General features: G+C 62.5%; 23 protein-coding genes. 17 read left to right on the top strand and 6 right to left on the bottom strand.

Going from position 1 to position 19,396, the window contains the following annotated elements; genetic code table 11:
• Positions 1–194 precede the first annotated feature (194 nt).
• From E8E75_RS04710 to E8E75_RS04690, 5 genes are read left to right on the top strand one after another with little or no spacing between them, the layout of a single operon-like run.
• Positions 195–1,649, top strand: coding sequence for a c-type cytochrome (locus tag E8E75_RS04710; protein ID WP_280358180.1), 1,455 nt, complete (start codon positions 195–197; stop codon positions 1,647–1,649).
• A gap of 36 nt (positions 1,650–1,685) precedes the next feature.
• Positions 1,686–3,461, top strand: coding sequence for a cytochrome c oxidase subunit I (ctaD, locus tag E8E75_RS04705; protein ID WP_120651189.1), 1,776 nt, complete (start codon positions 1,686–1,688; stop codon positions 3,459–3,461).
• Complete coding sequence (locus tag E8E75_RS04700) at positions 3,458–4,144, top strand: cytochrome c oxidase subunit 3 (RefSeq protein ID WP_153919750.1); 687 nt, start codon at positions 3,458–3,460, stop codon at positions 4,142–4,144. The genes ctaD and E8E75_RS04700 overlap by 4 nt, the downstream gene beginning before the upstream one ends.
• 4 nt (positions 4,145–4,148) lie before the next feature.
• On the top strand, positions 4,149–4,826 hold the full coding sequence (locus E8E75_RS04695) for a heme-copper oxidase subunit III family protein (RefSeq protein ID WP_280358178.1): 678 nt from the start codon (positions 4,149–4,151) through the stop codon (positions 4,824–4,826).
• Positions 4,827–4,843: 17 nt separating this feature from the next.
• The gene (locus E8E75_RS04690; protein WP_120651186.1) at positions 4,844–5,161 is read left to right on the top strand and encodes a cytochrome C oxidase subunit IV family protein; all 318 of its coding nucleotides are present in this window, start codon (positions 4,844–4,846) and stop codon (positions 5,159–5,161) included.
• 330 nt (positions 5,162–5,491) lie between these two features.
• Here the strand turns inward: E8E75_RS04690 and E8E75_RS04685 are convergent, their stop codons facing one another.
• Positions 5,492–6,046 carry a magnesium transporter gene (locus tag E8E75_RS04685; RefSeq protein ID WP_120651185.1) on the bottom strand — a complete coding sequence of 185 codons (555 nt, stop codon included), beginning with the start codon at positions 6,044–6,046 and terminating at the stop codon, positions 5,492–5,494.
• A 263-nt stretch (positions 6,047–6,309) separates the two neighbouring features.
• Here E8E75_RS04685 and E8E75_RS04680 point away from each other — a divergent pair, with 263 nt between their 5' ends.
• Positions 6,310–6,651 (top strand): hypothetical protein, encoded by a 342-nt coding sequence (locus E8E75_RS04680; protein WP_120651184.1) that lies wholly within the window; start codon positions 6,310–6,312, stop codon positions 6,649–6,651.
• Between the two features lie 54 nt (positions 6,652–6,705).
• Here E8E75_RS04680 and grxC read toward each other — a convergent pair whose 3' ends face one another.
• Entirely contained in the window at positions 6,706–6,957 is a 252-nt protein-coding gene (gene grxC / locus E8E75_RS04675; RefSeq protein ID WP_120651183.1) for a glutaredoxin 3, read from the bottom strand.
• Positions 6,958–7,088: 131 nt separating this feature from the next.
• Here grxC and E8E75_RS04670 point away from each other — a divergent pair, with 131 nt between their 5' ends.
• The 4 genes from E8E75_RS04670 (at position 7,089) to E8E75_RS04655 (ending at position 9,818) form a co-directional block, all read left to right on the top strand.
• A complete protein-coding gene (locus E8E75_RS04670) occupies positions 7,089–7,910 on the top strand; it encodes an AraC family transcriptional regulator (RefSeq protein WP_174235576.1) in 822 nt (273 codons plus the stop codon).
• A 176-nt stretch (positions 7,911–8,086) separates the two neighbouring features.
• Positions 8,087–8,503: a cupin domain-containing protein gene (locus tag E8E75_RS04665; RefSeq protein ID WP_120651181.1), complete on the top strand. Its 417-nt coding sequence runs from the start codon at positions 8,087–8,089 to the stop codon at positions 8,501–8,503.
• Positions 8,504–8,727: 224 nt separating this feature from the next.
• Positions 8,728–9,228, top strand: coding sequence for a GNAT family N-acetyltransferase (locus E8E75_RS04660; RefSeq protein ID WP_120651180.1), 501 nt, complete (start codon positions 8,728–8,730; stop codon positions 9,226–9,228).
• A gap of 161 nt (positions 9,229–9,389) precedes the next feature.
• Complete coding sequence (locus E8E75_RS04655; RefSeq protein WP_120651179.1) at positions 9,390–9,818, top strand: nuclear transport factor 2 family protein; 429 nt, start codon at positions 9,390–9,392, stop codon at positions 9,816–9,818.
• Between the two features lie 51 nt (positions 9,819–9,869).
• On the opposite strand, the gene E8E75_RS04650 is transcribed toward E8E75_RS04655, so the two are convergent.
• Positions 9,870–11,099, bottom strand: coding sequence for an NADH:flavin oxidoreductase/NADH oxidase family protein (locus E8E75_RS04650; protein WP_120651178.1), 1,230 nt, complete (start codon positions 11,097–11,099; stop codon positions 9,870–9,872).
• A gap of 75 nt (positions 11,100–11,174) precedes the next feature.
• Between E8E75_RS04650 and E8E75_RS04645 the strand changes: the two genes are divergently transcribed.
• The 5 genes from E8E75_RS04645 (at position 11,175) to E8E75_RS04625 (ending at position 14,470) form a co-directional block, all read left to right on the top strand.
• On the top strand, positions 11,175–11,591 hold the full coding sequence (locus E8E75_RS04645) for a MerR family transcriptional regulator (RefSeq protein WP_120651177.1): 417 nt from the start codon (positions 11,175–11,177) through the stop codon (positions 11,589–11,591).
• A gap of 218 nt (positions 11,592–11,809) precedes the next feature.
• A complete protein-coding gene (locus tag E8E75_RS04640) occupies positions 11,810–12,331 on the top strand; it encodes a hypothetical protein (RefSeq protein WP_120651176.1) in 522 nt (173 codons plus the stop codon).
• 68 nt (positions 12,332–12,399) lie between these two features.
• A complete protein-coding gene (locus E8E75_RS04635) occupies positions 12,400–13,248 on the top strand; it encodes a DUF692 domain-containing protein (RefSeq protein WP_120651175.1) in 849 nt (282 codons plus the stop codon).
• Complete coding sequence (locus E8E75_RS04630; protein WP_280358170.1) at positions 13,241–13,987, top strand: putative DNA-binding domain-containing protein; 747 nt, start codon at positions 13,241–13,243, stop codon at positions 13,985–13,987. Before E8E75_RS04635 ends, E8E75_RS04630 begins: the two co-directional genes overlap by 8 nt.
• Positions 13,988–14,047: 60 nt before the next feature.
• Entirely contained in the window at positions 14,048–14,470 is a 423-nt protein-coding gene (locus tag E8E75_RS04625) for an organic hydroperoxide resistance protein (protein ID WP_120651173.1), read from the top strand.
• Positions 14,471–14,809: 339 nt separating this feature from the next.
• On the opposite strand, the gene E8E75_RS04620 is transcribed toward E8E75_RS04625, so the two are convergent.
• The 3 genes from E8E75_RS04620 to E8E75_RS04610 form a co-directional block, all read right to left on the bottom strand.
• Positions 14,810–15,310 carry a DoxX family protein gene (locus tag E8E75_RS04620; RefSeq protein WP_120651172.1) on the bottom strand — a complete coding sequence of 167 codons (501 nt, stop codon included), beginning with the start codon at positions 15,308–15,310 and terminating at the stop codon, positions 14,810–14,812.
• A 127-nt stretch (positions 15,311–15,437) separates the two neighbouring features.
• Positions 15,438–16,745, bottom strand: a complete 1,308-nt coding sequence (locus tag E8E75_RS04615; RefSeq protein WP_280358253.1) for a HAMP domain-containing sensor histidine kinase — start codon at positions 16,743–16,745, stop codon at positions 15,438–15,440.
• Complete coding sequence (locus E8E75_RS04610) at positions 16,745–17,485, bottom strand: response regulator (RefSeq protein WP_120651170.1); 741 nt, start codon at positions 17,483–17,485, stop codon at positions 16,745–16,747. Before E8E75_RS04610 ends, E8E75_RS04615 begins: the two co-directional genes overlap by 1 nt.
• 276 nt (positions 17,486–17,761) lie before the next feature.
• Here E8E75_RS04610 and E8E75_RS04605 point away from each other — a divergent pair, with 276 nt between their 5' ends.
• Positions 17,762–18,028, top strand: a complete 267-nt coding sequence (locus E8E75_RS04605) for a DUF2790 domain-containing protein (RefSeq protein WP_280358168.1) — start codon at positions 17,762–17,764, stop codon at positions 18,026–18,028.
• 82 nt (positions 18,029–18,110) lie between these two features.
• On the top strand, positions 18,111–19,334 hold the full coding sequence (locus E8E75_RS04600) for a redoxin family protein (RefSeq protein WP_280358167.1): 1,224 nt from the start codon (positions 18,111–18,113) through the stop codon (positions 19,332–19,334).
• The last annotated feature ends 62 nt before the right edge of the window (positions 19,335–19,396 follow it).

The raw sequence follows: 19,396 nt of genomic DNA, 5'->3' as shown, positions 1-19,396 counted from the left end.
GCCGCGCGGGATCGGCGTTTGTGGGGAGCAGGGCAGCCTGCAACCAGCGACTATACTTGCCACGAAATCTGCCACTGGGGGAACAGAGGCCGAGCTTCCGGTCATGCCGGAAGCCAGAATGTGATTCTGCTGTACAGCCGATGACCGTCGCACGCACGACCGCGCACGAGCATCAGGAACGAGGCGACGGGAACATGGCGATAGCAATCATCCTGATCATCATCGTTGTCGCGTCCGTGCTGTTCCACCTCCTGGCGCCCTGGCACCTGACCCCGGCTGCCTCCAACTGGGGTTCCATCGACACCACGCTGCTCATCACGCTGCTCATCACCGGCGTGTTCTTCGTCGCCATCGTCGGCTTCATGGCGGTGGCGATCATCCGCTTCCGTCACCGCGAAGGCCGGCGTGCGAAGTACGAGCCAGAGAGCCGCAAGCTGGAGTGGTGGCTCACCATCGTCACGTCCATCGGCATCATGGGCATGCTCGCGCCGGGGCTGGTGGTGTACAGCGACTTCGTCCAGGTGCCCAAGGATGCCTACCCGCTCGAGGTGATCGCCCAGCAATGGCAGTGGGCTTTCCGTTTTCCCGGCCAGGATGGCCAGCTCGGCCGCGCTGACGTGAAATGGGTCAATGCCGGCAACCCGCTGGGGCTGGACCCGCAGGACCCGCTTGGCCAGGACGACGTGCTGATCAAGAACAACGAGGTGCGCCTGCCACTGGACCGTCCGGTGAAGGTCCTGCTGCGCTCGAAGGACGTGCTGCACAATTTCTATATCCCGCAGATACGCGGAAAGATGGACATGGTCCCCGGCATGGTGTCGCACTTCTGGTTCACCCCTACGGTGGCCGGCAAGTACGAGATCCTCTGCGCGGAGTTCTGTGGGGTAGGGCACTTCAACATGCGCGGGATGATGTTCGTCGAGCCGGTCGCGGCCTTCGACCAGTGGCTGGCCGCCCAGCCCACCTTCGCCCAGACCCTGGCCACTGCCAGCAAGCCAAGCCCAGGCAGCCTGATCGAGAAGGGCCGCCAGTTGGCGGAATCCCACGGTTGCCGCGCCTGCCACAGCCAGGACGGCAGTGCCAGTCTCGGACCGGGTTGGAAGGATCTGTACGGCCGCGACGAAAAACTGGTGGACGGCAGCAGCGCGAAGGTGGACGACGCCTACCTGAAGGAGTCCATCCTCGATCCCAAGGCCCGCCTGGTGCAAGGCTATCCGCCAGTGATGGTGCCCTATACTTTCAACCAGGATGAGCTGGCCGCCCTGATCGCGTTCATCCAGTCGCTGAGCGCCGCCGGTCAACAGCAGCAGAACGCTCCGGGAGCAGCAAGCGATGCAACAGAGCAGGGCCGGCAACTGGCCGAGTCCCTCGGTTGCCTGGCCTGCCATACCATCGATGGCAGCCAGGGCGTGGGACCCGGATGGCAAGGGCTCTACGGCAAGACCGAAACCCTGGCCGATGGTAGCCAGGTAAAAGTGGATGAGGCCTACCTCAAGGCGTCGGTGCTCCAGCCCGCGGTGGCCGTGGTCAAGGGGTATCCGCCGGTGATGCCGGCCTTCACCCCGAGCGACCCTGAACTGGAAGCGATCATCGCGTTCATCAAGTCCAGGGCCAATCCCGACGCCGCGAAGCAGGAACAGGCGCCGTAGAACCGGACGGACCCGTTGCGTTACGGAGGGCTTGCAATGGCCCACGTCGAGCATGCCGAAGCCGAGGCGCTACACGAGCCGACGAGCTTCTTCACGCGCTACATCTGGAGCCAGGACCACAAGGTCATTGCCGTCCAGTATTCCCTGACCGCGATTTTCGTCGGCCTGATCGCCCTGGTGCTGTCTGGGCTCATGCGCATGCAGATCGGCTTCCCCGGCAGCCTGGAATTCATGGACCCGAGCACTTACTACCAGGCCATGACCATGCACGGGATGATCATGGTGATCTACCTGCTGACGGCACTCTTCCTCGGCGGCTTCGGCAATTACCTCATCCCGCTGATGGTGGGCGCGCGGGACATGGTCTTTCCCTACGTCAACATGCTCAGCTACTGGTTCTACCTGCTCTCGGTACTGGTCCTGCTGGCCAGCTTCTTCGTTCCGGGCGGACCGACCGGGGCGGGCTGGACACTCTATCCACCCCAGGCCATAACCCAGGGTACGCCGGGCATGGAGTGGGGCATCGTGCTGATGCTGGTATCCCTGGCGATCTTCATCGTTGCCGCCACCATGGGCGGCCTGAACTATGTCACCACCGTGCTGCAGGCACGTACCCACGGCATGACACTGTTCCGCATGCCGCTCTCGGTGTGGGGCATCTTCATGGCGTCGATCCTGGCGCTGCTGGCCTTCCCGGCGCTGTTCGTCAGCGCGGTGATGATGCTCTTCGACCGTCTGCTGGGTACCAGTTTCTTCATGCCGGCGCTGATTTCCATGGGGCAGCAACTGGACCACCAGGGCGGCAGCCCGATCCTCTTCCAGCACCTGTTCTGGTTCTTCGGCCACCCAGAGGTGTACATCGTCGCGCTGCCGGCCTTCGGCCTGGTTTCGGACCTGATCAGCACACACGCGCGGAAGAACATCTTCGGCTACCGCATGATGGTCTGGGCCATCGTTGCCATCGGCGTGCTGAGCTTCGTGGTCTGGGCCCACCACATGTACGTCAGCGGGATGAATCCGTACTTCGGCTTTTTCTTCGCCGTCACCACCCTGGTGATCGCCGTGCCTACCGCCCTCAAGGTCTACAACTGGACCCTGACCCTCTGGCATGGGGACATCCACCTGACGGTGCCGATGCTCTTCGCCCTGGCCTTCATCGTCACCTTCCTGGTGGGCGGCCTGACCGGACTGTTCCTCGGCAACGTGATCGTCGACATCCCGCTCTCGGACACCTATTTCGTGGTGGCGCACTTCCACATGGTCATGGGCGTGGCACCAATACTTGTGGTGTTTGGTTCGATCTACCACTGGTTCCCGAAAGTCACCGGGCGGATGCTCAACGACACGCTCGGCAAGCTGCATTTCTGGATCACTTTCCTCGGTACCTATGCCATCTATTTCCCCATGCACTATCTCGGGTTCCTCGGCATGCCGCGCCGTTACTACGCATACCCGAACTACGAGTTCATCCCGCATTCGGCCCAGCAGTTGAATGCCTTCATCACCGTGGCGGCGCTGATCGTGGGCGTGGCGCAGTTGCTGTTCCTGATCAACCTGGCTTGGAGCACCTTCAAGGGACGGCCGGCGGGTGGTAATCCATGGAAGGCCGCGAGCCTCGAATGGCAGACCCCGGATACGCCGCCGGTGCATGGCAACTGGCGGGAGAAACTCCCTGTGGTGCACCGCTGGGCTTATGACTACAGCGTTCCAGGTGTGGAGCAGGACTTCGTCCCGCAAACCGTTTCGGAAGAAGAGCTGCAGCGCATGCGCGAAGCGAACGGCAATCCGGCACCAGTGGAGAAACGGCCATGAGTACGCAGCTCTGGAAACACGCTGAAGATGGCGAACCCGGCGGCTGGAGACCAGGCGACAGCCCCGGACCCGAGGCGCCGATCCAGGATCGTGACCGGACCGCAAAGGTTGGCCTGGCGGTGTTCCTCGGCGTGGTGACTGCACTGTTCCTGCTGTTCCTGTTGGCCTTCATCACGCGTTCCCAAGTGTCGGACTGGCGCCCGCTGACCGATCCACTGGCGCCGTTGGCCCATCCCTGGATGCTCTGGGTGAATACGGCTCTGCTGGCACTCGGCAGCGGTTGCCTGCAATGGGCCAAGGTGGCGGGGGAGCGCAGCCAGGCAAGCACTGCGGCCCTGGCCTTCCTGCTGGGGGGCGTCTTTGCCGTGGCCTTTCTCGTTGGCCAGCTCTGGGTCTGGCAGCAGTTCACTGCCTGGGGTTACCTGGTCTCGGGCAACCCGGCCAACAGCTTCTTCTATCTCCTGACCGGCCTGCACGGCGTGCACCTGGCCGGCGGATTGGTGGCCTGGGCGATGGTTGGCGTTCGCATGCGCGCAGGTCCGAGTGATCGGCTGCGGACCGGCATGGCGTTGTGCGCCTTCTACTGGCACTACCTGCTGGGGTTGTGGCTGGTGCTTTTCGCGTTGCTCACCAGTTCCCCGGAAACCTACCAGGCCATAGCGGCCTTCTGCGGGCTGAGGTGAAGCCATGGCCAGTTCAAGGGAGAGCCCGGCCCCCAGTACCTGGCGCGCCATAGCCAGCGATTGGTCCTCGGATCGCGATGCCTTCAAGCAGGTGCCCTGGGGCAAGGCGATGATGTGGATCTTCCTGCTCAGCGACACCTTCATCTTCACCTGCTTCCTGACTGGCTACATGTCGGTGCGCATGAGCACGACCGCCACCTGGCCCAATCCGAGCGAAGTCTTCGCCCTGACCATCGGTGGTACGAGCATTCCCTTGATCCTTATCGCCATCATGACCTTTGTGCTGATCAGCAGCAGCGGCACCATGGCAATGGCGGTGAACTTCGCCTATCGCCACGAGCGGGTACGTTGCGCTGCCTTGATGCTGGCCACCGCTGCCTGTGGCGCCACCTTCGTCGGCATGCAGGCGTTCGAGTGGAGCAAGCTCATTTCCGAAGGGGTGCGGCCCTGGGGCAACCCCATGGGTGCGGCGCAGTTCGGCGCCAGCTTCTTCATGATCACCGGCTTCCACGGGCTGCACGTGTCGGTGGGTGTCATCTATCTCTGTACCGTGGCATTCAAGGTGCTGCGTGGGGACTACGAGCAACGCGGGAACTACCAGATCGTCGAGATCGCCGGCCTCTACTGGCACTTCGTGGATCTGGTCTGGGTCTTCATCTTCGCGTTCTTCTACCTGTGGTAGAGCAGGGGAGAAATGAGATGGCGCACGCACAGGGTCAACAACATCCGATCAGCCTGTACCTAAAGATATGGGGGCTGCTGTTCATCCTCAGCACCCTGTCCTACCTGGTGGACTACTTCCACTTCGTCGGCGTCTTCCGTTGGTCGATGATCCTCATCCTGATGCTGTTGAAGGCGGGGCTGATCGTCTCGATCTTCATGCACATGGCATGGGAACGCCTGGCGCTGGTCTACGCCATCCTGGTGCCACCCTTGTGCCTGCTGGTACTGGTGGGGTTGATGGCTGCCGAGGCGGATTACGTGTTCCTCACGCGGGGAACGTTCCTGGGGCAGTAGTGCTCGTTGAGCCGAAATCTCTGGCCCAGAAGCAGGGTGCGCGATGCGCACCGAGGGGATACTTACGACGCCGAGCCTTTCTATGGCGCGCAGGTTGGATAGCGCTGCTTCTATCCACCAGCCCTGCAATGCTGGGCCTCGTTCCTCGTACCAACCTACTGCAGGACTACGTCCTGCTTGGCGAATGAATTCGCCCTACAACGGCACGACCTGCTTTGTAGGTTGTGGTAGAGCGAAGCGAAACCCAACGATTCGCGGTGAGGCCCAGTTCCGCGAATGAATCCTTCGGCATACCCCCCTCTCCCCGCAGAGAGAGGGGGAGAGGGCGCCCTAGATGGTCCGTTTGAACTGATGCCAGCGATGCAGCCAGGAAACTATCCAGTGTGGCGATGCGGAACCTGTGCCGGCCAGGCGCAGCTGCGGATGGTGATTGATGACTCGGTCGAGTACGGATTCCTGATCCGGGTCCACGTCGACGAAGAAGATATGTTCACCTTCCCGGACCTTCTCCTTCAGATTGCGGAAGTGAGCGTTGGGTACCTGGATACCGAAGAAACCGCCTTCCCAGATGCAGAAACCGAGTACGACCACCGCAAGGAATACGAAGGGGACCCAGCCCGCCGGCGTATCGGTCCAGCCCGCAAGCCAGGCACCTAGCAACACCAGCGCTGCCAGAGGCACGCCAATCGCAGCGCCAATCTCGCCGGAGTGGACGACATCCTGCTTCATGAAGGAATTCACATCATGGAGATGATGCTGTTCGACATCGGCATCCTTGTCGCTCAGCACATGGATCTGTTCGGTATTGATGCCATTGGCCTCGAGCTCGGACTCGAGGGTTTCCAGATCGTCGAGGTTGTTGCTGATGTAGTAGTGCCTGTTCATGACTCACCTCCGGATTATGGTTCGAAGTGGTCGTTCGCCTCCCGCAATCGATGGATTTATTCCCGATGGTTATCAATGAGCCCTGGTTGAAAATTCAGGGTTCTTTCACTTGAAAATTATAGCATCCGGATTTCCTGTCGAACGCCTGTAACCCTTGTGGCGCGCGGCATCGGGCGATGACTGACGCTTCTCGACGATCGGGCTTGTCTAAACTGCTGATTGAACAGCTGGCGTGGCAACGCACAAGTCAGGAGGGTTGCTAGATGAATACATTGACCATCAAGAGCTGGTGCAAACCCCAGGGCGTGGAAAGGTCCATTCCGATGGGAGATCTGCACTTTCACGTCAACGACGCTGACCATCTGCTGCTTGAGGAAGCGGAAGAGCGCCTGCAGAAAACCCATGAGCCCGAAGTGATGATCGATGCTGAAATGGAGCACATGGAACTGGTCACGCCCAGCGAGTGCGGTTCGCTCTCGGATCTGCAGTTCCGCGTCTTTCTCAGCAAGGACGACGACCGCGGTTTGTTCCACCTCGTGGGCCACCGCGAGAGCGACGGAAGCCTGGTGTACACCAACACGGTGATGATCGATCAGTTGGGCTGACAAGCAGCAAGACCGATCGCGCGGGTGGCATCGAGCCACCTGCGCGGTTGTCGTTCAAGCGAGCAAGGCAGCCAGTTCTCCCTGGCGCTCCAGCGCCGCCAGGTCATCGAATCCGCCCACATGGCGCTCGCCAATGAAGATCTGCGGCACCGTTCGACGCCCGGTCCTTTCCAGCATCTCTGCCCGCAAACGCGGGTCGGACTCGACATCGATCTCGGTCGCGGTAACGCCCCGGCGCGCCAGCAGGGCCTTGGCGTTCCTGCAGTAGGGGCAGTAACCGGTGGTGTACATGGTCACCTGGCTCATGGTGGTTCTCCATCGGATTGGGATAGGGCTCAGCGTTCAAGCCTGCAATGAATGCTATGGAGCTGCCTGTCAAAGTGGGTTCAAATAGTCCAATTTATGCGGCAGATCGTCTAAATCTGAGGGTGAAACACGTGGACAGACTGTCGTCCCTACTGAGCAACTTCAGCCTGCATGCCTCGACCTTCTACAGCGGTGGCTTTTGTGGTGTTGCGGCCTATCCGGGCGACGTGCCGCGCGGCTATGTGCACTTGCTGCGCGCCGGGCGGGTGACGCTGGGTTCGAGCCATGGAGAAGGTGTGGTGATCGACGAGCCGAGCCTGATGCTGATGGGACGCCCGCTGGCGCACCGCGTGAGCGCCAGCGACGAAGACGGCGCCGAACTGGTGTGCGCCACCATCGAGTTCGATGGCGGGGTCGACAATCCGTTATCGCGGGCGCTTCCGGAGTACCTGTTGTTGCCCCTGTCCGCGGTGCCGAGCATCGCTGGTGCCATCGACTGGCTGTTCAGCGAGGCCTTTGGCGACGATTGCGGGCGTGAAGCCGTGCTCGACCGCCTCTTCGAACTGATGGTCATCCAGCTCCTGCGCCACCTGATGGCCAGCAATCAGCTTTCCGGCGGCATGCTGGCGGGCCTGGCGAATCCTCGGTTGTCCAAGGCGATGACCCTGATGCACGACGCTCCCGCCAAACCCTGGTCGGTGGCCGATCTCGCGCTGGCCGCCAACATGTCCCGTGCCAGCTTCGCCGCGCAGTTCCGCGAGGTGGTGGGCATGACCCCGGCGGATTACCTGGTGAGCTGGCGTGTGAGTCTGGCCCAGAAGCGCCTCCGGGAAGGACGGCCCATTGCGCTGATCGCCGATGAAGTGGGCTACGAGAGCCCATCCGCCCTGGCCAGGGCCTTCCGCCGCAAGGTGGGTGCCAGCCCGAGGGAGTGGGTACAGCGGCTGGCTTGAGCGCAGTCAGGCGATTTTCCATCTCGACCTGGCAGCCGTCGGTGCTTTGTATGTGCGTGTGTCAGTCGCGCGGCCATATACATGCGCTTGCAGAACCCTCCGGGTCCTGACACATCGTCGGCAGATGCCGGGGATAGGGTGAAGCCACCCCAACCTGTCTCCCCGAGGCTACTGCCATGCTGAACATTCGAACCCTCACCACCGCTGCGGCACTGATGGCAATCGCTGGTTTTGCCCAGGCACATGACGCCAAACCCCAGGCCAGTTGGCAGAACGGCATCCACCGTACGGACCTCACGCGCCACGATCTGGAAGTTCCCGGATACGAAGCCATCCAGGTTCTCGTGGACTTCGAGCCAGGCGTCGCGTCACCTCGACATTCCCATCCGGGCGCGGAAGTTGCCCATGTGATTTCCGGCACCTTCGAGTACCAGCTGGAAGGCCGTCCAAATGTCATCCTCAAGGCGGGCGAGTCCCTGTTCATTCCCGCCGGCACGGCCCATGTCGCGACGAACGTCGGAAAGGACAAGGCATCGGAACTGGCGACCTATATCGTGAAGAAAGGCCAACCGCTCCTGAAGCTGGAGGAGTAACTGGGGCGGCTAGAAGGAAGAATGGCTGAACACACTTGCATTTGTAGGAGCGAGCTTGCTCGCGAAGGGTCGTGCTCGGAACTGTTCGCGAGCAAGCTTGCTCCTACACAAACACACCTCGACTTCTGCAAGAATACGCGCCGCTTTTTTCCTTGCACCGAGCTGTCCATGCCGTCGATTCAAGCCTTTCTATCCCATCTGAAACCCTGCCACGGTGAGTGGCCATGAGCGGCGCCGTCGAGCTGGTCGAAACCGCCGTTGAGCACATGGAGCTGATCCGAAACCTGTATCAGTTTTACGCCTACGAGTCCTCGGACTGGGAACAGGAAGACGTGGATGTCGACGGCCGCTTCTACATCCATGAGGAACACCTGGCGCGGTACTGGCAGGAGCCCCTGTGGAGCGCCCACCTGATCCTGGTTGACGGATTCATCGCCGGATTCCTGCTGATCGAGCGGAGCGAACTACCCGGAATCGATGCCCTCGAATTGGCGGACCTGTTCATCCTCAAGAAGTACCGGCGCCTGGGTGTAGGCCGCGCCGTGGCCACGCAGGTCCTGACGAGCGGGACTAACGACTGGCTGGTGCGCTTCTACCGGCAGGACGAAAGCGCCCTGGCGTTCTGGCGAACCGTGCTGGGCGAGCTTGCGCGAACGGTGCACGAGATCGCTCCAGATGACGAACCGCAATTGTTGAGCTACCTGGTGACGCGGGTGACTCACTGAACCGCGCGTTGCAGGTTGTTCGGCTGGATCATAATCCTGTCATTTTCGATCATTGAACCTGGTATTTTCGGGCCGTATCGTCCTTCTTCGCCCTGCCTGCCAGACGCATTGCCTCGCGCCTGCCGGGCTTCCAGAAGAAGAACAATCGAGAGGAAGTGACGATGTCCGAATTGAACCTGCATCCCCAGGCCGCCGCCTCGCTGCAACGCTGGCATGAGATGGTCGAGCGGCAGGATCTCTCCGCGCTGCCGGAGTTGCTGGCGGAGAACGTGGTATTTCGCTCGCCCATGGCGCACACACCTTATCCGGGGCCGATGGTGGTCTCGACCATCCTCAATACCGTGCTCAAGGTGTTCAACGACTTCACCTACCACCGTCAACTGGCCACCGCCGATGGACTCAATGTGGTGCTGGAGTTCAGCGCGCACGTCGATGGCCGTAACCTGAAAGGCATCGACATGATCCGCTTCGACGAGCAGGGCAAGATCGTCGATTTCGAGGTGATGGTCCGCCCCATGAGCGGCTTGCAAGCGCTTGGCGAAGAGATGGGCCGACGCCTGGGTGGCTACCTTGCGGCAGCCAAGGCCTGACAGCGCACTGCGTAGCATGGGCCATGGAATACCCATGGCCCGCGCGTTCGGTCAGTTCCGCCCGGCGATCCAGCGGCGATAGCGCCGCGTCCGCGCCGAGGTCGAAACCTGTTGCCCCAGCAAGGCGAGTAGCGGAGAAACCTCAGGTCGCGTGACGCGACCCTTGCTCAGCCGCTGCAACTGGTACTTGACCACGGCCATGTTCGCCATGGCGCCGAGGGTCTTGTTCTTCCAGGTGATGGGGCGCAGGGCAGGGGCGTCGTCGCCACCGTTCGACCATTCCCGCGGAAGATTCGGATTGATCGACAGTGCGGTGGCCATCCCCGCCAGTGCGATGCCGCTCTGGATGACTTTCTCGGCCACGGCGCGACGCCGGATACCGCCGGTGACCATCAGCGGCATTCGCGCAACCGCGGTGATGCTTTCGGCGAATTCCAGGAAGTAGGCCTCTCGGGCGAGGGTGCGACCATCGCGGGCCTGCCCCTGCATGGCCGGGGCCTCGTAGCTGCCACCGGATAGCTCGACAAGGTCCACCTGCAGTTCGTTGAGCATGGCGACCACACTGCGCGCATCTTCCGGGCTGAAGCCTCCGCGCTGGAAGTCCGCCGAATTCAGTTTCACCGACACCACGAAGCCTGGCGAAACCGCGCTACGAACGCCCCGGACAATCTCGACCAGCAGGCGCGCGCGATTCTCCACGGCGCCGCCCCAGCGATCCTGACGCTTGTTGCTGATCGGCGAGAGGAACTGGCTCAGCAGGTAACCATGCGCGGCGTGAATCTGAACGCCGTTGAAGCCGCTGCGTTCAGCCAGTTGAGCGGCATTGACGAAGCGCTGGCGCACCTCCTCGATATCCGCTTCGGACATTTCCCGAGGCACACGGAACTGGTTGGAAAACTTGCCCAGATCCAGGGGCACGGCGGACGGAGCCAGGGTCGGCTGGCCCAGGGCAGCCGGTGTCTGTCGACCTGGATGGTTTATCTGCATCCAGACCTGTGCGCCGCGAGAGCGGGCGACCTCGGCCCAGCGCTGGAAGCGCTCGAGGTGGTTGTCGGTTTCCAGCACCACGCCGCCCGGTCCGGTCATGGCGCGGCCATCCACCATCACATTGCCGGTGATGATCAGCCCGGCGCCGCCATCGGCCCAATGCTGATAGAGGCGCAGCAGCGCTTCGGAGGGGGCATGGTCGCCGTCGGCCATGTTTTCTTCCATGGCCGCCTTGGCCAGACGGTTGGGGATCCGGGTGCCGTTGGGCAGTGCAAGCGGTTCGAACAGGCTCATCGATAGCTCCTCCTTTGCGGAGCCAGGATGCTAAGTTTAAAGTTAACTTTAATGTCAAGCGGGTCGGAGCTAACCATGAAAATCGGCGATCTTTCCAGGCACAGCGGTCTTGCCGCATCGCGGATTCGTTTCTACGAATCCAAGGGGTTGCTCACGACTGTGGCGCGCAAGGCCAACGGCTATCGCGAATACCCGCCCGAGGCGTTGCTGATCCTGGAGATCATCACTGGGGCTCAGGCGGCGGGATTCTCGCTGGATGAAATACGTGGGCTGATCCCGGTCGATCTGGGCGACTGGAAGCAGGGAGAACTGGTGGAAGCGCTGCACAAGAAAATCGAGGATATCGAAGCGATGGAACGCAGGCTGGCCCAGAGCAAGGCCAGCTTGCAGGACCTTATCCGGCACATCAGGGAAAAGCCCGAAGGCGTGAGTTGCGTCGACAACGCCAGACGGTTCATCGAAGGCTGGAACGACCCGCAACGGGTGACGTGAAAGCCTGAAGCGGGGTCCGGACGTATCTCAATGTATCCGGGCCTCTTCCACGACGAGTCGCTTACAAATGCTTTTTCTCCGGATACGTCGCGGATACATGGCTGAGGCGAAATAGCCAAACCCGAACGAGGTCAGCCGCGGCGCCTCGCTCCAGGGTTCCAATGCCCTTGTGGCACGCCCCGCGCGACTGATCGCGCCAATGTATCCGGAGAAACTCCATGTCCCGTACCCAGTTCTCGAACAAGACCCGTATTGGCCTGATCGCTGTCGCCCTGGCCGGTGGCATGAACATGGCCTCGTCAGCATTTGCCGTTGAGGCACTGCCCCAGGGCTACATGCTCGCCGCCGCCGACAAGGCCGCCGAAGGTAAATGCGGTGAAGGCAAGTGTGGTGGTGCTGAAACCACTGGAAGCAAGGCCGCCGAGGGTAAGTGCGGTGAAGGCAAATGCGGTGGCGCGGAAGCAGGCGCCGCCAAGGCTGCCGAAGGCAAATGTGGCGAGGGCAAATGTGGCGATGCCTCCTTCGCTCGCACCGACACCGACGACGACGGCCTCGTTTCGCTGAAGGAGCTTCTGGCTGTAGCACCGAACGGCAGTGGCGAATTCGCCGCAATGGACACCAACAAGGACGGTTTCCTGTCCGAGGGCGAGGTCTACAAGTTCCGCAGCAACCAGTACCTCTCCAACGGCAAGAAAGTCCCCACCGAACTGTTCACCAAGATGAGCAAGGCCAAGAGCTGATCCTCTGCCTTGATTAACCCTCCCGGCGCCTGACGCCGGGGAGGTTCCTCAACTTCGGGAGAACGCCCATGAACATCGCTTCCTTCCCCCAGGGCGCAGGCCTGGGCTTGCGCCGTGCCCTGTTGCCGGAACTACTGGCGATGGATGCCGGAGCCGTGGATTTCCTCGAGTGCACGCCGGATAACTGGATCAATGTCGGCGGCCAGCATGGCGACGCCCTGGCCCGGCTGGCCGAGCGCTTCCCGCTGGCCTGCCATGGCCTCTCATTGTCCCTGGGCGGCCCGGCACCACTGGATCGCGAGCTGCTTCGAGGCATCCGCGAGTTCCTCGACGATCACAACGTGGCCTTCTTCAGTGAGCACCTGAGTTACTGCTCGGACGACGGTCAACTCTACGACCTGCTGCCACTGCCCTTTACCGACGAATCGGTACGCCACGTCGCCGCGCGCATCCGTCAGGCCCAGGATTCCCTGGAGCGACGCATCGCCGTGGAGAACATTTCCTACTACGCCGCGCCCTACCAGGCATTGCAGGAGATCGACTTCCTCCGCGCGGTACTGGAGGAGGCCGACTGCGACCTGCTTCTGGACGTCAACAATCTCTTCGTCAACTCGATAAACCACGGTTACGACGCCACCGAGTACATGGCCGCTCTGCCGGCAGAGCGGGTCGTCTACATGCATGTGGCGGGTCACTACGACGAAGCGCCGGATCTGAAGATCGACACCCATGGCGCGACCGTGAAGAGAGGCGTCTGGTCCTTGCTGGAGCAGGCCTACCAGCGCTTTGGTGCGCTGCCGACCTTGCTGGAGCGTGACTTCAACTTCCCGCCGCTGGCGGAGCTGTTGGGTGAGGTCGGGCAGATTCGGGCGCGCCAACAGGCAGTCATCTCGTGGCCGGAGGTGCGCCGTGCATGAAGTCCTGCATGAACAGCTTATGAGCATGGCGCGCCATGTACGCGACCCGCAGAACAACGCACCGCCGCCGGGGATCGAACCGCGCCGCCTGGCCGTGTACCGCCGGTTGTTCTTCGGCAATGTGGAGTCGCTGCTCGCGGGTTGCTTTCCGGTCATTCGCGCCAGCCTCGGCCCCCAGCGCTGGCAGACCCTGGTGGAAACCTTCTTTGCCGATTACCGCTGCCAGACGCCCCTGTTCACTGAAATCTCCGGGGAGTTCGTCAGCTTTCTGGAGGAGGGCGGCGCCGATGAGCTCGAGCTGCCTGCCTGGTTGCCGGAACTGGCCCATTACGAATGGGTAGAGGCCGCGCTGCTCCTCAGCGGCAGCGGTGAGCAGGACCACGACCCGGCGGGAAACCTGCTCGACGGCGTTCCCGTGCTGTCGAACCTCGCCTGGCCGCTGGCCTATCAATGGCCCGTGAGCGAGATCTCTCCCAACTTCATGCCGCAAGACATCCCCGGTCAGCCGACCCTGTTGCTGGCGCGGCGTGGTGTCGACAAGAAAGTCCACTTCTCGCGCCTGGCGCCCCTGGCCCACGCGCTGCTCGTATCCCTGCAGCAGCGTGACTGCTCCGGCCGGGAGCATCTGCAGACCCTGGCCGAAGCCATAGGCGTGGACAGCGAGGCCATCCTGCCGCAGGGCATTGCCTTGCTGGAAAACCTGCGCGCCCAGGGCGTAGTGCCCGGCACTCGCATCTGAGGCGCAGACAAATGCCGGCGCCAGCCGGCACATCCTTCCCTGCATCAAGGAAACACTCTGATGACCGCAATACTGGAAAGCACTCTCTATACCGCCCAGACACGCACCACCGGTGGCCGCGATGGGCGCGGCGAATCCTCCGACGGCGAACTGAACGTGCGCCTGAGCGCGCCCAACTCGGGGCGACCGGGAACCAATCCGGAGCAACTTCTCGGCGTTGGCTGGTCGGCCTGCTTCATTGGTGCCTTGCGCCGAGCCGGCCAGAGCCTGCAAATCCGCCTGCCGGACGACGTGGCGGTGGTCGCCGACATCGCCCTGGGCAATACCGCTGACGGTGGCTTTGCCCTGGCGGCGAAGCTGCGGGTGGAACTGCCGGGCCTGGCGAGCGAAGACAAGGCTCGACTGGTCGAGATGGCGCACCAGCTCTGCCCGTACTCCAAGGCCACTCGCGACAATATCGAGGTCACCTTCGATATTCCCTGATCAATTACGGCCAGGCCAAAGCCCGCGTTCCCGAGAGGTGCGCGGGCTTTTTTATTGCAGTTGCGATGTTGGGCCTCGTTCCTCGGACCAACCTACGGCAGGACTGCGTCCTGCTTGGCGAATGAATTCGCCCCTACAGGGTTGGTGTTGGGCTCAACCAAGGCACGGACAGCTCCCTCTCCCTCCGGGAGAGGGCTGGGGTGAGGGATGGTCCGGGTTCGAGCGGGCACTGCGTCCTGCTCGCGAATGAATTCGCTCCCCACAAAAACAACGAATCCCATCGCGTTGCAGACACGAAAAAGCCCGCACATAAGGCGGGCTTTTCATTTCGAGTGGGGTTCAGGCCTGTCGGCGGAACAGCAAAGCATCGAGGCTGAAGCGTCCAGAGCCTTTCAGCAGCAGCGGCATGGCCGCTATCAGATAGATAAGCGGCAGCTTGTAGTTGCCGTAGCCCTTGTTACTGATGGAATAGCCCTGGGCGAGCTCCGAGAGGCTCGACCAATGTTCCGGCCAGTGCACCGCGGCAATGGCGACCACGGTCAGCACCATCAGCACCAGGGTGGCGAAGCGTGTGCCCAGACCGAGCAGCAGGAGCACAGGGGCGATCAACTCGGCCCACATCGAGATCTGCCAGCTCGCCTCGGGCGGCAGCAGGTTGAAAGGGAAGGGGAAGGCGGACTGGATATCCACGAACCAGTTCTGCCCATTCCATTTTTCCAGGCCGGATTCGAAGAACTCCCAGGCGAGGAACAGGCGCAGTGGCAGATCGGCGCTCCAGGCGCCGACCCGGTCGAGCTGGTTGAAAACGAACTTGAACGGGGAGGTTGCAATGCTGCTCATGGGTGGGCTCCGTTGGCCTGTACGGGGCCGGCGGGAGTGCCGGCGCTGCTCGTGTGCCCATGTTGAAGAAGGTGATTGTCCCGGATGTGTCAGCCGTGGCCCGTCGTGTATCGCTCTGTACGTGGACTCAATCGGCGGCGCCGAGCTCCAGTCGGGCGCAGAGGCCACCGCCGTCACGGTTGGCCAGGCTCAGGTGTGCGCCCAGCGCCTGGCTCAGTTGCTGGGCGATGGCTAGCCCGAGGCCAGTTCCTCCCGTCGTGCGGTTGCGCGAGCTTTCCACGCGATAGAACGGTTTGAAGACCTCTTGCAGTTCCTCTTCGGCAATGCCCGGTCCGTTGTCGTTCACCAGCACCTGAACCTTGCCTTGCGCATCTCGTCGCACTTCCAGCTGGGCACTGCCGCCGAACTTGAGGGCGTTGTCGATCAGGTTGCTGAGCACCCTGCGGAAGGCATGGGGGCGGGTTTCCAGCAGAAGACCGCTGGAACCGTCGAGGGTGACGGCCTGGCCGCTGTCCTGGTAGTCGCACACGAGGCTGTCGAGGAAGGCATCGAGGTCGACCCGGCACAACGCTTCGCTTGCCCCATCCATGCTGCGTGCGTAGGCAACGCCTTCACGCACCAGGTGCTGCATTTCGTTCAGGTCGCTCCATAGTTTTTCCCGCTCCGGGGAAGGGTCCATCTGTTCCACGCGCAGCTTCATCCGTGTGATGGGCGTCTGCAGATCGTGGGAAATGGCCGCTAGCAATTGCATGCGTTCTTTCAGGTATGCACCGATGCGCCCCTGCAATGCATTGAAGGCGCGGGCGGCATAGGACACTTCCTGCGGACCGCGTTCGTCGAGCTCCGGACCGGGAGCGTCCGGGTCCAGATGGTCGACGGCCTGGGCGAGGCGAGCCAGTGGGCGGATTGCCATGCGCACGGCCAGCCAGGTGCAGAGCAGTAACACGGCCAGTTGCAGGATCAGCACCACCGGCAACCACTGGGCCACTGGAATGGGGCTGGGCGTGACATCCACCGTCAGTGGGCGTCCATCGCTCAAGGTCAGGTGCGCCTGGAAGTGAGGGGCCGGACCGGGAATGTTTTCGAAGCGCAGCCGATAGCGCTGGCCGATAGCCCGTTCGATGGAGGTTGCGGCCATGTGGGCCTGGGTCATGTCCATGGGCACGCCCGGCGTACCCTCGTCGAGCCGATAGCGGTAGTTGCGTCGCTCCAGAAGCGACAACCAGGTGGCGCGCTCTTCCGCCGGCAAACGGTCGATCAGTGCCACGGCGGTGCTCACGTCATGCTCCAGGTTGCCGAGCATCACGTTGCGCCCGGTCTGGTAGCGCTCGTAGAACTGCGAGGCGAAGGACAACCCGTAGGCCAGCACCAGCCCGGTGAGGAAAATCAGCGCCAGGCGTGCGGCCAGGGTGCTTGGCCAGCGGGGCAGGGGCATCACGTCGTCGGCTCGATCAGTTGCACGGGCAGCGAGAAGACATAGCCTTCGCTGCGTACCGTCTTGATATAGGCGGATTCGCGAGCGTCGTCCTGCAGGCGTTGGCGCAGGCGGCTTACCAGCAGGTCGATGGAACGGTCGAACACGTCCGCCTCGCGGCCCTGGGTGAGGTTGAGCAGTTGCTCACGGCTGAGCACCCGCTGCGGATGATCGAGGAAGACGCGCAGCAGCCGATACTCGGCGCCGCTCAGGGCTACAAGCGTGCCCTCATCATCCAGCAGGTGGCGCGCAGTGGTATCCAGGCGCCATTTGCCGAAGCCGATCAATCGGCTGCTCTCGCTGATCTGCAGGTTCGGCGGCAGCATGCGCGTGCGGCGGATCACGGCATTGATCCGTGCCAGCAGCTCACGGGCCGAGAAGGGCTTGGTCAGGTAATCGTCGGCGCCCATTTCCAGGCCGATGATGCGATCGGTTTCCTCGTTGCGCGCCGTCAGCATCAACACCGGCGTCGCCTTGTGCTTGCCCACGCGCAGCTCACGGCACAGGCGCAGGCCGTCATCGCCGGGCATCATGATGTCGAGGACGATCAGGTCGACGGTATTGGCCTCGAGGAAGGCGCGCATCTGCCGTCCATCTGCCGCCAGACTGACACGCAGGCCGTTCTTCTTCAGGTAGTTGCCGACGAGCTCGCGGATTTCCCGATCGTCGTCAACGACCAGGATGTGATCGACATGGTCCATGAAAAAACCTCGCTATGGCTATTCGATGCCCAGTGTATCGGGCCTTCCGGCGATTGCCCGCAAGCCTTTGTATTCCACTGTATCCAGCGCCGCGCTGATACCTGTGATTGCACAATGGCCCTGCGTATCACTGTGTATCCGCAGCCCTCGCTGATACCTGGCAGCGCAATCCTGGTCCGCAGCAGACACATCGGCGATACCTCCCACCGATGAAATTGGTACCCAGCGGATGCCCCTTGCATCTGCGCCCCTTTCTCAATTGGTCGGGAGATCAGCATGAAACTCGCATCCCTGGGCACCGCCTTTTTGCTGGCAGCCGCTTTCAACGTCGTCAGCCTTGCGGCGCAGGCCGCCGAGAGTGTCACACCGGAGCCTTATCGCTACGGCACGCATCTGGATATCAACAAAGTAGTGTCGCTGCGCGAGGCGCCATCCGTTCTCTGCCAGGTGGTCGATGCACGCATGGATTACCTGGACTCCAAGGGTCGGCTGCACAGCCTGGAGTACCGCAAGCACTCCGATGCCTGCAGCAATGAAAACTGACACATGACTCCAGATCCTGCGCCGGAGACGACGCGGGTCGCCAGCCCGGTGACTGCCGGGAGCCAATGCCACTGAGGTGCCTATGCTGCTCATTGCCTTTCTAGGCGGGGTGCTGACCCTGTTCAGCCCCTGCGTACTTCCTGTCCTGCCGTTACTGTTTTCCCGCGCCGGCGGTCCCGCCTGGTCGCCCTTGCTGACGCTGGCTGGCCTGGCCTCCGGTTTTGCCGTACTGGCCAGTCTGGCGGTGGTTTCCAGTGAATGGGTCATCGACGCCAGCCAATGGGGACGCTACGTCGCCCTGGTGTTGCTGGCGGCGTCGGCGGCTGCCCTGCTTTCCTCGCGAGTCGGCACCTGGCTATCGCGCCCCTGGCTCTGGTTGGGCGACCGGCTGCAAGGCGATGCCCGTCGCCTGCCACCGGCGCTTTCGGCCTGGCTGATGGGCTTTGCCGCAGGCCTGCTCTGGGCACCCTGCGCCGGGCCTATCCTGGGCCTGATCCTGTCCGGTGCCATGCTCAACGGCCCCAGTGCCTCCACCAGCCTGCTGCTGCTCAGCTACGGCCTCGGCGGTGCCCTGGCGATGGGAGCGCTGATCTTCCTCGGGCGTGGGGTGTTCCAAAGGGCGAAGCTGTCGCTGGGCACCGTGGAGTGGCTGCGTCGCGGCGCCGGTGCGGTGGCTTTGCTGGCAGTGGTCGGCATTGCCAGCGGCACCAGCGACCAACTGTCCGGAGCGGGGTCCTCCCGGCTCGCGGCCGAGCTCGAGCGCAAGGTGATCGATGGCGTGCCAGTCCTGCTGGAAAGCCTGGTGGGCAGCGCCCGCGCCGACAGCATTGAACAACTGCCGGACCTGGGAGCAATGCCGTCACTGCAAGGCGCGACCCAGTGGCTCAACGGCCCGCCGCTGGGCAACGAACAACTGCTCGGCAAGGTGGTGCTGGTGGACTTCTGGACCTTCGACTGCATCAACTGCCGGAACAGCCTGCCCAATGTGAACCAGTGGGCTACGCGGTACGCCGACAAGGGACTGGTGGTGATTGGTGTGCACACACCCGAATACGCCTTCGAGCGAAAAATCGACAACGTACGCGAGGCAATCAAGCGCCTGGGCGTCAAGCACCCGGTGGCCGTCGACAACCAGTACCGCATCTGGAACGCGTTCACCAACCAGTACTGGCCGGCGCATTACTTTATCGACGCCAACGGACGGGTACGTCACTTGCACATCGGTGAGGGTGACTACGAAGAGCAGGAAGCGATCATCCAGAAGCTCCTGCAGGAGCGGGCGGAAGCGGGCAAGGCGGCGAGCTGATCCCCTCCAGACGTGCGCGGCTCATGGAGGCGCCGCGCAACACCCGGTGATGAAGGTGTTTT

Origin of the sequence: Pseudomonas sp. BN606, assembly GCF_029873115.1 — a bacterium.
Lineage (GTDB): Bacteria > Pseudomonadota > Gammaproteobacteria > Pseudomonadales > Pseudomonadaceae > Metapseudomonas.
The sequence above is the reverse complement of the archived record's forward strand: the minus strand, read 5'-3'. Positions and strand labels throughout refer to the sequence as shown.